The sequence below is a fragment of the Methylobacter sp. BlB1 genome (genome assembly GCF_015476545.1).
Taxonomy (GTDB): Bacteria; Pseudomonadota; Gammaproteobacteria; order Methylococcales; family Methylomonadaceae; genus Methylobacter.
The window spans coordinates 79,345-93,219 of the sequence record NZ_JADMKV010000010.1; the positions used below are offsets into that span (position 1 = coordinate 79,345).

Consider the following 13,875-nt stretch of genomic DNA (forward strand, 5'->3'; position numbering starts at 1 on the left):
CAAAATCTACGCTTTTTGTCGCTAATTGTTCCGAAAAATAGAATACCTAGACAAACCCCTGCAAATTGGGCAAAATTAGCGGTTCTTAATGCCCTTTTAACCTGACTGAAACAATACTTTAATGGCGAACATCACCGTATTAAATGGCCCCAATTTGAACTTATTGGGCGTACGAGAACCCGGCCATTACGGAAACAAAACGCTCACCGACATCCGGAATTCGCTTGAAGAGGCGGCGGCCGGCCTGGGGCATCAACTTAGCTTTCATCAGAACAATGCCGAACATGAAATCGTGGAATTGATTCATCAAGCCTATGCAACCCATGTCGATTTCATCATTATCAATCCGGCAGCCTTTACGCATACCAGCGTCGCCATTCGCGATGCGCTGCTGGCGACCAAGATCCCGTTTATAGAAGTGCATCTATCCAATGTTCACGCACGGGAACCTTTTAGAAGACATTCCTATTTCTCAGACGTTGCCAAGGGCGTGATCTGTGGACTGGGAGCAACTGGGTACGAACTGGCCTTAACAGCCGCTCATCAAATACTAGCCGAGAGACTATAAAGTAATGGATATTAGAAAAATAAAAAAACTTATCGAGATCATTGAAGAATCCGAAATTGCTGAACTGGAAATCAAAGAAGGGGAAGAATGGATTCGCATCAACCGCTACGCCTCCGCGCCTGCGCCGGTAGCGTATGCAGCACCTGCCGTTGCAGCCGCACAGGCGCCGGCTGCAGTTCCCGCCGCGGCGCCGGCTGAAGAAAAAGTTACCGGCCATGTTGTCAAATCGCCTATGGTCGGCACCTTTTATCGGGCCGCCTCGCCCGGCTCAAAGCCTTTTACCGATGTCGGCCAGTCCGTACAGCTCGGTGATACGCTCTGCATCATTGAGGCGATGAAAATCCTGAACCAGATCGAAGCCGATAAAAGCGGCACCGTCACAAAAATCCTGGTTGAAAACGCCCAACCTGTCGAATATGGCCAACCTTTATTCATCATTGAATAATACAAAAAAGTGGGAAACTCATGTTCGATAAAATAGTGATCGCCAATCGCGGCGAAATCGCACTGCGCATTCTACGCGCGTGCAGAGAATTAGGCGTTAAGGTGGTAGCCGTCCATTCCGAGGCGGACCGCAATTTAAAGCACGTGCGTCTGGCCGATGAATCCGTCTGCATTGGCCCTGCCGCTTCCGTGGACAGCTACTTGAACATCCCGGCCATCATCAGCGCTGCCGAAGTGACCGATGCCGAAGCCATTCATCCGGGCTACGGTTTTCTGGCCGAAAATGCCGATTTTTCTGAAAAAGTAAAACAGAGCGGCTTTGTTTTCATCGGCCCCAATGCCGACACCATCCGCCTGATGGGCGACAAGATTTCCGCCAAGAAAGCCATGCAGAAGGCTGGCATTCCCTGCGTTCCCGGCAATGGCGACCCGCTGACCGATGATCCCAAGAAAAATCTGAAGCTGGCTCAGGAAATCGGCTATCCGGTCATCATCAAGGCAGCCGGCGGCGGTGGCGGCCGCGGCATGCGCACTGTACATACCGAAGCGGCCCTGTTGAACGCGATCGCCATGACCAAAGCCGAAGCTGCAACCGCCTTCGGCAATTCAACCGTGTACATGGAAAAATTTCTCGAGGACCCTCGTCACATCGAGTTCCAGGTCATGGCCGACTCGCACGGCAATGCCATTCACCTGGGCGAGCGCGACTGCTCCATGCAGCGCCGCCACCAGAAAGTCGTTGAAGAGGCGCCAGCCCCCGGCATTACCGAGGAACAGCGCAAATTCATCGGCGAGCGCTGCGCAAAAGCCTGCGTCGATATCGGCTATCTGGGCGCCGGCACCTTCGAATTCCTGTATGAGAAAGGCGAGTTTTATTTCATCGAAATGAACACGCGCGTGCAGGTCGAACATCCGGTCACCGAAATGGTCACAGGCTTCGATATCGTCAAGGAACAACTGCGCATCGCTGCCGGTGAAAAACTGTCGATCACGCAGGATCAGGTCAAGCTCCAAGGGCATGCCATCGAGTGCCGCTTGAATGCCGAAGACCCGAAATCCTTCATGCCCAGCCCCGGCACGATCGAGCAGTTCCACATGCCGGGCGGCCCCGGCATCCGGTGTGAAACGCACATTTACAACGGTTATAAAGTGCCGCCGTATTATGACTCCATGATCGGCAAGCTGATCGCGCATGGCGAAGACCGCAAAAGCGCCATCGCACGCATGAATACGGCTTTAAGCGAAATCATCATTGAAGGCATCAAGACCAATATTCCGCTGCAGCACGAAATCATGAATGACAGCGCTTTCCAGACCGGCGGCCAGAATATCCATTATCTGGAAAAGAAGCTGGGCCTTTATTAAGTCCGGCTAAATGACAGGGCGGCCAACCGCCCTGTGTTTTTTTCTCGTTACACAAGTCCGATTTTTTATGGCCTGGCATCAAATCTCCGTTATCACAAGCGAAAACACCGCCCCCCGGCTTGCCGACTTCTTCAGCGATCTCGGCGCAGTTTCTGTCACCTATATGGATGCCGAAGACGAGCCGGTTTACGAACCGGGGATCGGGGAAACGAAAATATGGAGCAATACCCAGGTCATTGCGCTCTATGAACTCGACGCCGACCCGGCATTGATCAAAGATTTGGTCTACCAGCAATTTCCACAGGAACAGCTCCGCGCCTGGCATGTTGAAGAGATCGAAGATCAACCTTGGGAACGCGCCTGGATGGATTATTATCATCCGATGAAGTTTGCCGATAAGCTCTGGGTTTGTCCGACCGGCCAGGAACAGCACGAACCCGGCACAGTCTGCCTGACGCTGGACCCCGGTCTGGCCTTCGGCACCGGCACACATCCGACGACGGCATTATGCCTGGAATGGCTGGCCAGCCACGATTTGGCCGGCAAAACCGTCATCGATTACGGCTGCGGCTCCGGCATACTGGCCGTTGCCGCAATCCTGCTCGGTGCTAGCGAAGCGCATGCTGTCGACATCGATCCGCAGGCTATCACGGCAACCCAGGACAATGCCTTGAAAAACAAGGTCCAGAATCATATCCACAGCTATCTGCCCGAACAGTTTGCGCCTTTTCAGGCTGATGTCGTTCTGGCCAATATTCTGGCTAAACCGCTCATCGACATGGCCGGCCAGATAGCCGGCCTGGTCAGGCCGGGCGGGCAGCTGGTCCTGTCGGGCATTCTGCACGAACAGGCCGAGTCAGTCATGCAGGCGTACCAGCCTTATATCGACTTCGAACCTCCGATACAACAGGAGGACTGGATCCGGCTGCAAGGCATCAAACATTGAAAGCCATGTACACCGTATGCCCTGACTGCCAAAAAGTCCACGCACTGACGCTGGAGCAGTTGCGCAGCGACCGGGGCGTAATGCGCTGCACTAATTGCTCGAGCCTGTTTGATGTACTGGAATTTATCAGCGAGTCAAAGCCAACCGGTATTGCCAAGGGAGAGAAACCGCCGCAACCTCTGCCCTGGGAGCCGGTAAAAACGGCAGGGCGTGCTTATTGGCATGCCGGCCTGATCGCAGGCCTGCTGCTGTTGGCTGCGCAAATCGTATACTTTGAAGGCTATGCCTTCAGCCAGAACCCGGCCTACCGCCCCAATCTGGAGAAAATCTGCGCAAACCTGGGCTGCCGGCTGCCTGTTTACAAAAACCTCGACGACTTCAACGTGCTGCAGGGCTCGTTTGCGCTGCAGCCTGACCACAATTACGCCTTCCATGCCGTTATTACCAATCAGGCAGAATATCCGCAGGCATATCCGACTATCAAACTGACGCTGTTGGATTATAATGAAAAACCTTTCGCGCATAGGGTTTTTTATCCTCGGGATTATTTGCCCGCAGCCAATGGCACAGCGGTTATTGCCCCTGATGCGACGACGGAAATCAGTCTTACCATCGCCGCGCCTGCAACCAAAGTCGGCGGTTATACGTTCAAACTCATATAAGTTATGTCGCACCCGGAAATTTATTTAAAGAAAAACGAAGACAAACGCCTGCGTAAAGGGCATTTGTGGGTTTTCAGCAATGAAATCGACACCAGGCGCTCGCCGCTCGAGCAGTTCTCGCCGGGTGATCTGGTGCAGGTCAAAAGCGAGGACGGCAAGGCGCTGGGCACGGCCTATATCAATCCGCAGGCGCTGATCTGCGCGCGTCTGTTGTCCAGAAAAGCCATCAAATGCGGCGCCAATTTCTTTAAAGAACGCTTGACTACGGCGTTGGCTCTGCGTGAAAAACTTTTCGACAAGCCCTACTATCGGCTGGTTTTCGGCGAAAGTGACGGCCTGCCCGGTTTAGTAATCGACCGTTTCGGCGCTGTTCTGTCGGTCCAGATCACCACAGTCGGCATCGACCGGCGCAAAGAATTTTTGTTTTCGGCGCTGATTGAATTGCTGAACCCTGAAGCGATTGTCCTGAAAAATGACAACAGCCAGCGGCAACTGGAAGGGCTGAGCCTAGAATCAGAAATCGTCTACGGCAAGCTGCCTGAACGGCTGATCATCGAGGAAAACGGCGCGCAGTTTAAAGTCGATATTCTGGACGGCCAGAAAACCGGCTGGTTTTATGACCATCGCTGCAGCCGCGCCTTGCTGGCCGGCATGGCAAAAAGCCGGCGCGTGCTGGATCTGTTTTCCTATACCGGCGCCTGGGGCGTTCCGGCCGCCATGGCCGGCGCCAATGAGGTCACCTGCGTTGACGCTTCGGAAGGCGCGCTGGCGCTGGCCCAGGAAAACGCCCGGCTCAATCAGGTCGATGAGCGCATGCAATTCGTTCGTAGCGATGTGTTTGAATTCCTGAAACAGGCCCGCCAGGACAACCAGCTTTACGACATCGTCGTGCTGGACCCGCCGGCCCTGATCAAGCGCAAAAAAGACTTCAAGCAAGGCTATGAAGCCTACCGCCGGCTGAATCACCTGGCCCTGCAAGTATTGAGCAAAAACGGCATCCTGGTCTCGGCCTCCTGCTCGCACCATCTGAGCCGCGACAATCTGCAGGAGATTCTGCGCTCATCGGGCCGCCATATCGATCGCCACCTGGTCTTTATTGCCGGCGGCGGCCAAGGGCCTGATCATCCGATCGATCCGGCCGCGCCGGAAACGGAGTATTTAAAAACATTCTTTTGTTCGGTATCCTCCAGTTTGTAATGACTGAGGCCTTAGGTATGAGCCATCCAGAAGCTAAAGAATATTGCACCCTTTGCGATCAACCGGTAGAAATTCCGGGCTATATACTGAATACGGCAACAGGCAGACTGCGCTTTTGCTGCGCGGGCTGCCTGAGCCTTTACCAGCTCGTCAATAAAGAAAAACCTACAACAACAACTACCCCCCAGCTTAATAATAAAGAGGATATAAAAAAATGAAAGCTTGTGAATCCTGTGCCGGCCGTGTTGAAATCGGCAAGAATCATAGAAAAGTCCCCGTTCTGCAGCGCGGCATCGGCATGATTTTAATCTATCTGCCTATTTTGACTTTTCCGTTTGTCTTTATAAGCGCTTATCTGACTTACTATCATTTGCGCATGGTCGGCGGTAAAAACATCAAAACCTATTCCGACTTCATTCCTGATCGCGCCAGCCACCGCTACGACCTGAAAAGCCAGATCACGATGAACCCCACTTTTAAAACCAGCATGGCGCAATCCAAACTGTTCTGGATTCTGAACTGCACCTGGTACTGTCCTTACAGCGTAGCGCTGTTCGAATGGCATGCCTATATGGTCAAGATCGTCGAGAACTGGTGGTGTCCGTTCACCCATGAGAAAAAAGAAGGTTATAAAAACGCCATGATCGATAAATCATTCTGGCATTTATATCCGGAAGATACGTGCAAACTCGAAAAAGAAGACCGCGACAACCCGATCTGGAATGATGAGGCCGATTTAAAGCCCAAAGGCGTGCCCTCGAAGGAAAAGGAAAAACACGAAGATCCGGTCTTGGACGAAGCGGCCAATTAACTCCGTCATTAAGTAACTGATGTTACGCAGTAAGTTGAATTCAAATCAGTTTAGCAAAGTATCGCTAACGCGACGGTTTTATTTAATCGGGTTTACCGCGCCCGAAGGCGAGTTACTTGCTTTTAACAGACTGAGTAGGCTGGGCTGAAGCTTTAGCGGAAACCCGGCATGGGCGGCCGAAATGCTGGGTTTATCAACTCAGCCTACCGCCGCTAAAAGCTGCGGTGCTCGGCGCGGCAAACAAGATGAAATCATCTGTGCGTAACATCAGTAAAGTAAGTTTTTACCCCAAAGGGCCCGAAGCCTAGGTTTTCTTCGAGCCCTTTCCATAAAATCGGCTTCCCGACTATGAGTTTTTGTTAAAAAAGCTCATAGACATGCTCACCTAATCACTTTTTTAGGTTATGATAGGCGCCCTTTTTTCGTACATGTAACACCCCTCATGCAAATCGGCCTTTATCAACTTGCCAACAAATTGATACTCGCACCCATGGCCGGCGTCAGTGATCGTCCGTTCAGGGAGTTATGCCGCCAGCACGGCGCCGCACTGACCGTATCAGAAATGGTCCCCTCAAACCCGGCGTTAAGACTGCACAAAAGAACCCTGCTGAAAACCGACCATAGCGGCGATACAGGCCTGCGCGCGGTGCAGATTTTGGGCACCGATCCCAAACAAATGGCCGAGGCCGCAAAAATCAACGTCGAGCGCGGCGCCCAGATCATTGACATCAACATGGGCTGCCCGGCGAAAAAAGTCTGCTCGGTGGCGGCAGGCTCGGCCCTGCTGCGCGATGAAGCGCTGGTCAAGCGAATCCTGGACGCCGTCGTCGACGCGGTCGAGGTGCCGGTCACGCTGAAAATCCGCACAGGTTGGGATATATTCAACCGCAATGCGGTCGAAATCGGGAAAATAGCGGAAAATGCCGGCGTTTCAGCTTTAACCGTGCACGGGCGAACCCGGGCCTGTAAATTCAACGGCCAGGCCGAATATGAGACTATCAAAAAAGTTAAGCAATCGGTCGGCATTCCGGTCATCGCCAACGGCGATATCGATACGCCAGAAAAGGCCGCGTTCGTGCTGAATTCAACCGGTGCCGACGGCCTGATGATCGGCCGGGCCGCTCAAGGCAACCCGTGGTTGTTCAGCCAGATCAATTATTTTCTTGATCATGGAAAAAATCTTGAAAAACCGACGGTTGCCGACATACAAAGTACAATGCTGAGTCATCTGGAACAACTGTACGGCTTCTACGGAAATGTAAGCGGTGTTAGAATAGCGCGGAAACACATCGGTTGGTACTTCAAGCAGCTCGGAACGGTACATCCGTCCATACAAGACAAGATCAATCAAGCTCAAGTGCCATCGCAACAATTAGCGCTGATTAATTCGGCTTTTAATCTTTTAACTATCGATCATGCTGCATAATATGAAAGCATCTCAAAAAAGCGCTGAAATTATTGATTTGGATAGCTCAAAAAACGCCTCTATCCCTTTGTCCGCCTACGTCAAAAAAACGGTAGAGATCTATTTGTCGCAATTAAACGGCCATGACGCTGTCGGCCTGCACGCGATGGTCATCAGCGAAGTCGAACGGCCTTTACTGGAAGCAGCGCTCGAGCATGCCGGCTACAACCAGACCAAAGCCGCCAAGGCCCTGGGCCTAAGCCGCAGCACCTTGCGCAAAAAACTGGACCAATACGGACTATCCTAAAGCCGCGCTGCCCGGCTAACCTCATTTATCTAATCTACTCTTGCATCAGAGGTCTGCATGAACAAAAAAATCACCCGCGCTTTAGTCAGCGTTTCGGATAAAGCCGGCATCGTCGATTTTTGCCGGGAACTGAGCCAGTTGGGCATAGAAATCCTGTCCACCGGCGGCACGGCCAAAACCCTGGCCGACAACCAGATTCCCGCTACGGAAGTCTCCGATTACACCGGCTTTCCGGAAATGATGGACGGCCGCGTCAAAACCCTGCACCCGAAAGTGCATGGTGGCATTTTGGGCCGTCGCGGCGTAGACGATGCGGTCATGGCCGAGAACGGCATCAAGCCGATCGACATGGTGATCGTCAACCTGTATCCGTTCGAGCAGACTATCGCCAGGCCGGACTGCGACTTTGAAACCGCGATCGAAAACATCGATATCGGCGGTCCGACCATGATCCGCGCGGCCGCCAAGAATCATGCCGACGTTGCGGTCGTCGTCAACCCGGCCGATTATGCAGGCATCCTTGCCGAACTGAAAAACAGCGGCAGCAGCCTGTCGGCCAAGACCCGCTTCAATTTGGCGCTAAAAAGCTTCGAGCATACCGCCCGCTACGACACGGCCATCTCAGCCTATCTAGGCTGCCTGAACGGCGAGCGCTTTCCGGACACGCTGAACCTGCAGTTTTACAAGAGCCAGGCCATGCGCTACGGCGAAAACCCGCATCAGCAGGCCGCTTTCTACCGTGAAAAAGCGCCCGCTTCGGGCACCATCGCCGCCGCGAAGCAGCTGCAGGGCAAGGAACTGTCCTACAACAACATTGCCGATGCCGATGCGGCGCTCGAATGCGTCAAGTCATTCACCGACAAGCCGGCCTGCGTGATCGTCAAGCATGCCAACCCTTGCGGCGTCGCCGAAGCCGATACGCTGCTGGCCGCCTATGAGCTCGCCTATGCCACCGATCCGACCTCGGCCTACGGCGGCATTATCGCGTTTAACCGCGAACTCGATAAGCAAACCGCCGCTGAAATCATCGGCCGCCAGTTCGTCGAAGTCATCATCGCGCCATCTATCAGCGCTGATGCCCAGACGGTATTGGCTGCGAAACAAAACGTGCGCGCCCTGGAATGCGGCAACTTGACCGGCGCAGACGAAACTGCGCTGGATTTCAAACGCGTGGCCGGAGGCCTCTTGGTCCAGGACAAGGATTTCGGCAAGATCACCGCCGCCGACCTGAAAGTCGTCAGCAAGCGCGCGCCGACGGAACAGGAACTGGCCGACCTGCTGTTCGCCTGGAAAGTCGCCAAATTCGTCAAATCCAACGCCATCGTCTACTGCAAGAACGGCCGCACGATCGGCGTAGGCGCAGGACAGATGAGCCGCGTCTATTCGGCCCGCATCGCCGGCATCAAGGCCGCTGACGAAGGGCTGGTCGTGTCCGGCTCGGTCATGGCCTCCGATGCCTTCTTCCCGTTCCGCGACACTGTCGATGCGGCCGCCGAAGCCGGCATCACCGCCATCATCCACCCGGGCGGCTCAATGCGCGACGGGGAAGTCATCGAGGCGGCCGATGAACACAACATCGCCATGGTCTTTACCGGCATGCGGCATTTCAGGCATTAATTAAGAGACATACGGTGGGGGCGGCTTCAGCCGCCCTTTAGAACACCGGCGACTGAAGTCGCCCCACAAAACATACGAGAATCACCATGAAGATACTGATTGTCGGCAGCGGCGGCCGTGAACACGCGCTGGCCTGGAAAGCCAAACAGTCGACCAAAGTCGAGCAAGTTTTTGTCGCGCCGGGCAATGCCGGCACAGCACTGGAACCGGGCATTGAGAACATAGCGATCGCCGTCGACGATATTGCCGCCCTGCTTGATTTCGCCCAAAAAGAAGCGGTCGGGCTGACCATTATCGGACCTGAAGTGCCGCTCGTGGCCGGCATCGTCGACTGTTTTCAGGAAGCCGGCCTGAAATGCTTCGGCCCTACGGCCAAGGCCGCGCAACTGGAAGGCTCCAAATCGTTCTGTAAGGATTTCATGGCCCGTCACCGCATCCCGACGGCCGAGTACCAGACCTTTACCGATAAGGCGCAGGCGCTGGCCTACATTCAGGAAAAAGGCGCGCCCATTGTTGTCAAGGCCGACGGTCTGGCCGCCGGCAAGGGCGTTATCGTTGCCCAGACGGTTGAGGAAGCGAATGCAGCCGTTGAAGACATGCTGTCCGGCAATGTCTTCGGCGAGGCCGGCCACCGCGTTGTCATAGAGGAGTTTCTGGCCGGCGAAGAAGCCAGCTTCATCGTGATCGCCGACGGCGAGCACGCTCTGCCGATGGCGACCTCTCAGGACCACAAAGCCCGGGACGACGGCGACAAAGGTCCCAATACCGGCGGCATGGGCGCTTATTCGCCAGCCCCTGTCGTAACGCCCGAGATTCATGCGCGCGTCATGCGCGAAGTCATCGAGCCGACTTTGAAAGGCATGACGGCCGATGGGCAGCCTTATACCGGATTCCTGTATGCCGGCCTGATGATTGGCCATGATGGCTCCGTTAAAGTACTGGAATACAACTGCCGTTTCGGCGATCCTGAAACGCAGCCAATCATGATGCGCCTGAAAAGCGATCTGGTAGAGTTGTGTGAAGCCGCATTGGCTGGCGAACTGGAGAAAATGGAGACGGACTGGGACGAACGCGCGGCGCTGGGCGTTGTGCTGGCGGCCGGTGGCTACCCCGACGCCTACCACAAAGGCGACGTGATTTCGGGCCTGCCCGCTCAGGAAAGCGAAGACCGCAAGGTGTTCCATGCCGGCACGCAACAGGTTGATGGCAAGATCGTCACGGCCGGCGGCCGCGTATTGTGCGCCTGCGCCCTGGGCCGCGATATTCAGGAAGCGCAGAGCAACGCTTACGAATTAACTCGCGGTATCGATTGGGATAACGTTTACTACCGTACCGATATTGGTTTCAAGGCAATAAAATAGCGTTATTTCGAAGTAGGGTACGCACTGCGTACCCTACAAAGCTTGTGTAATGAGCCTGTGGGGGCGACTTTAGTCGCCCTTTTGCTACCTGGGCGACTAAAGTCGCCCCCACATATTTTTAGACGATAATCCTGCGGAACGTCAGATTGATCCGCTCCTTCTTCACTTGCTTCGTTTTCGGCAGCGCATGCAGCCAGTAATGCTGCATCGCGCCCGCCATCAGCAGCAGGTCGCCGTGGCCCAGCATGATATCCAGCGAAGCCTCGCGCTTTTTCTTATGATGCAGTTTGAACAATCGCTCATCGCCCAAGCTTAACGAAGCAATGACCGGATTGGCCCCCAACTCCTTTTCATTATCGGCATGACAGCCCATCGAATCCCGGCCGTCGCGGTACAGATTGGCCAGAACGCTATTGAAGCGCAACCGACATTGCCGCTCCACTTTTTCCCTGATAACCTGCAGTTCGGTCGTCCAGGGCAACGGCGCATGGTCGACGCCCGAATAACGGTAATGCGCATCGGCATCGCCGTACCAGCACATTAGGCGCGGCACTTTGACCCACTTGCCGAAAATGAAGATGTCCTCTTCCTGCCAGGTCAATTTTTCCATCAATATAGTGAATAACCGATCGGACTCGGGCGGCCGGTAAAACTGCCGGATCAGATACAGCTCGCCGTCGAACGGCAGCAGATTGCCGCCGAAGCCGACAGCATTATCGCGCAATGCATCGGCTTCGGTATCCATCGCTCAGCTGTCGAGGAAAAAGCGCTTCATGACGCGGATCATGGCGTCATGGTCGAATACGCCGGCGCTCTCCCTGATGCTGTGCATGGCCCACATCGGATTGCCGACATCGACCGTGCGAATGCCCAGCCACGCTGATGTCATAGGAGCTATCGTGCTGCCGCAGGGCAGATCGGTCCGATGCGAATATTTCTGATACGGGACGCCGGCCTGCTCGCACCAGCCTGCGAACATCGCCTCCGAAACACTCTCGGTACTGTAGCGCTGATTGGCGTTGACCTTGATCACCGGCCCCTTGTTGACTATGACTTTATGGTCAGGTTCATAGGCGTTCGGGAAATTGGGCTGATAGGCATGCGCCATGTCGGCGCTGACCATGAAACTGCGTGCCAGCGCCCGCTGATAATCATCCCGGTCGGCGGCCGCGGCGATGCGTTGCAGCACATCGGGCAGGAAACTGCCGTCGGCGCCTTTGTGGCTTTCGCTGCCGATTTCCTCGTGATCGAAGAATGCGCAGACCAACGTGCTGTCGGCCTGCAACACAGCCTCATCAAGCAGGGCCGACAAACCGGCATGGCACGATGCCAGATTGTCGAGCTGGCTGTCGGCGTAAAACTCCTGCTGTGCGCCCCAGATTACGCCTTTCTGCGTATCGTAGACATTCAGGTCCCAGGACAGGATGCGCCCGGCTTCGATGTTTGCGGCCTGCGCCAGCAGCGACAGGAAAAACGGCTGCGGCAGCTGCTCCTGCGCGATGGCCGATAGGATCAGCGGCAACTCCAGCTGTTTGTGCAGCTTCAAGCCTTCCTCGTTGACACCGCGATTCATATGGATGGCCAGATTAGGCAGGCGCAGCAAGGCCTGATCGAATTTAACCAGCCGGCTTGCAATCCGGCCCTGATCGTCCTTATAGCCGATGCGGCCAGCCAGGCTCAAATCCCGATCGGTAAAAGTCGCCAATATCGGCCCGCCATAGACTTCGACGCCCAGCCTGACCAGACCATCGACCCAGCCGGCCGCATTGGGCTTGATCCGCAGGCCCGGCGAGTCGGTATGGGCGCCGATGATTTTAAAACCCGTCTCAACCAGCGGCTTTTGCCCGTGCACGAACGCGATGATGGACGAATCGCCGCGCACGACGTAATAGCGCCCGCCGGGCTTCAGCGCCCATTTTTCGGTTTCGTCAAGCTTCGAAAAGCCGGTTGCATCCAATCGGCCGACCATGCTATTGACAGCATGCCAGGGGCTGGGGCTGGCATCGATGAAATCCAGCAAGTCTTGAACCTGTATCTGAGCGCTCATGATCGTTCTTTCAAGTCTAATGCTGCGGAATTGATGCAGTAGCGCAGGCCGGTCGGCGGCGGGCCGTCTTCGAACACATGGCCCAGATGCGCATCGCAGGCTTTACAGGTTATTTCAACTCGGCGCATGCCGTGGCTGGAATCGGTATGGCGAGCCACGCTGTCTTCGGAGATGACATCCCAGAAGCTCGGCCAGCCCGAGCCTGAATTGTATTTGGTTTCGGAGTCGAACAGAGGATTGCCGCAGCACACGCAATGATAGATGCCGTCTTTCTTACAATCGGTATATTTACCGGTAAAAGGCGGCTCGGTGGCTTTATGACGGCAGATATTGAATTGTTCGGGCGTCAGTTTTTCACGCCATTGTTCTTCATTCATAATGTTGTCAGCCATGCATCAGTTGGTAAAACTGCTCATTGTACGCTTTCAAAACAGCATCGCCAAAGCAGACTAAATAGACTTTTTGCAGGTAGGGATTGGCTTTCAGGCATTCGTCGATGGTCCTGATCGCAATTTGCGCCGCCTGCTGCAGCGGAAAACCGTATACGCCGCAGGAAATAGCCGGGAAGGCAATCGATTCAAGTTGATAGACCTTGGCCAGCACCATGCATTCCCGGTAACAGGAGGCCAGCAGGGCCGGCTCATTATGCTTGCCATCGGACCAGATCGGCCCTACGGTATGGATTACATGGCGCGCGGGCAGATTATAGCCCTTGGTGATTTTTGCCTGCCCCGTCTCACAGCCGCCCAGAGTTCTGCATTCGGCCAGCAATTCAGGTCCTGCTGCCCTGTGGATCGCGCCATCGACGCCGCCTCCGCCCAACAGCGAAGGGTTGGCGGCATTGACGACCGCATCAACGTCCAGCTTTGTGATATCAGACTCAATAATCTCAATTTTTGCCATAATCGTGCCTTATTTACGTGCTTAGAACCCGATTTATCCTATTTAGGCCTATGATACAATGTCGAGTTTCAAAAATTTTAACGGAAGGCCGGAACTTGCGTGCGCCCGATTTCCCATCAACTAAAACCGACCCGAAAGGTCCGCGAATTGAACCCCAAAAGGTTAAAGCATGGCACAAAACAACAACCCTAAGCCGTTAGGCATCACCGAAGTCGTCCTGCGCGACGCCCACCAATCGCTGC

Annotated in this window: 16 protein-coding genes; 12 read left to right on the plus strand and 4 right to left on the minus strand. The window is 54.7% G+C overall.

Annotation, left to right across the window (positions count from 1 at the left end; translation table 11 throughout):
- Positions 1-121 precede the first annotated feature (121 nt).
- From aroQ to purD, 12 genes are all read left to right on the plus strand, one after another.
- On the plus strand, positions 122-568 hold the full coding sequence (gene aroQ / locus IT781_RS06110) for a type II 3-dehydroquinate dehydratase (protein WP_194969252.1): 447 nt from the start codon (positions 122-124) through the stop codon (positions 566-568).
- Between the two features lie 4 nt (positions 569-572).
- Positions 573-1,013 carry an acetyl-CoA carboxylase biotin carboxyl carrier protein gene (gene accB, locus IT781_RS06115; RefSeq protein ID WP_194969253.1) on the plus strand — a complete coding sequence of 147 codons (441 nt, stop codon included), beginning with the start codon at positions 573-575 and terminating at the stop codon, positions 1,011-1,013.
- Between the two features lie 20 nt (positions 1,014-1,033).
- Complete coding sequence (gene accC / locus IT781_RS06120; RefSeq protein WP_194969254.1) at positions 1,034-2,377, plus strand: acetyl-CoA carboxylase biotin carboxylase subunit; 1,344 nt, start codon at positions 1,034-1,036, stop codon at positions 2,375-2,377.
- A gap of 67 nt (positions 2,378-2,444) precedes the next feature.
- The gene (gene prmA / locus IT781_RS06125) at positions 2,445-3,323 is read left to right on the plus strand and encodes a 50S ribosomal protein L11 methyltransferase (RefSeq protein WP_194969255.1); all 879 of its coding nucleotides are present in this window, start codon (positions 2,445-2,447) and stop codon (positions 3,321-3,323) included.
- A gap of 5 nt (positions 3,324-3,328) precedes the next feature.
- Positions 3,329-3,985 (plus strand): zinc-ribbon and DUF3426 domain-containing protein, encoded by a 657-nt coding sequence (locus IT781_RS06130; protein ID WP_194969256.1) that lies wholly within the window; start codon positions 3,329-3,331, stop codon positions 3,983-3,985.
- Positions 3,986-3,988: 3 nt separating this feature from the next.
- Positions 3,989-5,182, plus strand: coding sequence for a class I SAM-dependent rRNA methyltransferase (locus IT781_RS06135; protein WP_194969257.1), 1,194 nt, complete (start codon positions 3,989-3,991; stop codon positions 5,180-5,182).
- 17 nt (positions 5,183-5,199) lie between these two features.
- A complete protein-coding gene (locus tag IT781_RS06140; protein WP_194969258.1) occupies positions 5,200-5,400 on the plus strand; it encodes a metal-binding protein in 201 nt (66 codons plus the stop codon).
- Positions 5,397-5,993 (plus strand): hypothetical protein, encoded by a 597-nt coding sequence (locus IT781_RS06145; protein ID WP_194969259.1) that lies wholly within the window; start codon positions 5,397-5,399, stop codon positions 5,991-5,993. Before IT781_RS06140 ends, IT781_RS06145 begins: the two co-directional genes overlap by 4 nt.
- A 442-nt stretch (positions 5,994-6,435) precedes the next feature.
- Complete coding sequence (gene dusB / locus IT781_RS06150; RefSeq protein ID WP_194969260.1) at positions 6,436-7,419, plus strand: tRNA dihydrouridine synthase DusB; 984 nt, start codon at positions 6,436-6,438, stop codon at positions 7,417-7,419.
- A 1-nt stretch (position 7,420) separates the two neighbouring features.
- On the plus strand, positions 7,421-7,705 hold the full coding sequence (locus tag IT781_RS06155; protein ID WP_194969261.1) for a helix-turn-helix domain-containing protein: 285 nt from the start codon (positions 7,421-7,423) through the stop codon (positions 7,703-7,705).
- Positions 7,706-7,762: 57 nt separating this feature from the next.
- Entirely contained in the window at positions 7,763-9,322 is a 1,560-nt protein-coding gene (purH, locus tag IT781_RS06160; RefSeq protein ID WP_194969262.1) for a bifunctional phosphoribosylaminoimidazolecarboxamide formyltransferase/IMP cyclohydrolase, read from the plus strand.
- Positions 9,323-9,408: 86 nt separating this feature from the next.
- Entirely contained in the window at positions 9,409-10,683 is a 1,275-nt protein-coding gene (purD, locus tag IT781_RS06165) for a phosphoribosylamine--glycine ligase (protein ID WP_194969263.1), read from the plus strand.
- A gap of 118 nt (positions 10,684-10,801) precedes the next feature.
- On the opposite strand, the gene IT781_RS06170 is transcribed toward purD, so the two are convergent.
- The 4 genes from IT781_RS06170 to IT781_RS06185 are packed head-to-tail and all read right to left on the minus strand — an operon-like array spanning position 10,802 to position 13,633.
- Positions 10,802-11,428: an alpha-ketoglutarate-dependent dioxygenase AlkB gene (locus tag IT781_RS06170; protein ID WP_194969264.1), complete on the minus strand. Its 627-nt coding sequence runs from the start codon at positions 11,426-11,428 to the stop codon at positions 10,802-10,804.
- 3 nt (positions 11,429-11,431) lie between these two features.
- Positions 11,432-12,730, minus strand: a complete 1,299-nt coding sequence (locus IT781_RS06175; RefSeq protein ID WP_194969265.1) for a M18 family aminopeptidase — start codon at positions 12,728-12,730, stop codon at positions 11,432-11,434.
- The gene (gene msrB, locus IT781_RS06180) at positions 12,727-13,122 is read right to left on the minus strand and encodes a peptide-methionine (R)-S-oxide reductase MsrB (RefSeq protein ID WP_194969266.1); all 396 of its coding nucleotides are present in this window, start codon (positions 13,120-13,122) and stop codon (positions 12,727-12,729) included. The genes IT781_RS06175 and msrB overlap by 4 nt, the downstream gene beginning before the upstream one ends.
- Positions 13,115-13,633 carry an O-acetyl-ADP-ribose deacetylase gene (locus IT781_RS06185; protein WP_194969267.1) on the minus strand — a complete coding sequence of 173 codons (519 nt, stop codon included), beginning with the start codon at positions 13,631-13,633 and terminating at the stop codon, positions 13,115-13,117. The genes msrB and IT781_RS06185 overlap by 8 nt, the downstream gene beginning before the upstream one ends.
- Positions 13,634-13,875: the final 242 nt, after the last annotated feature.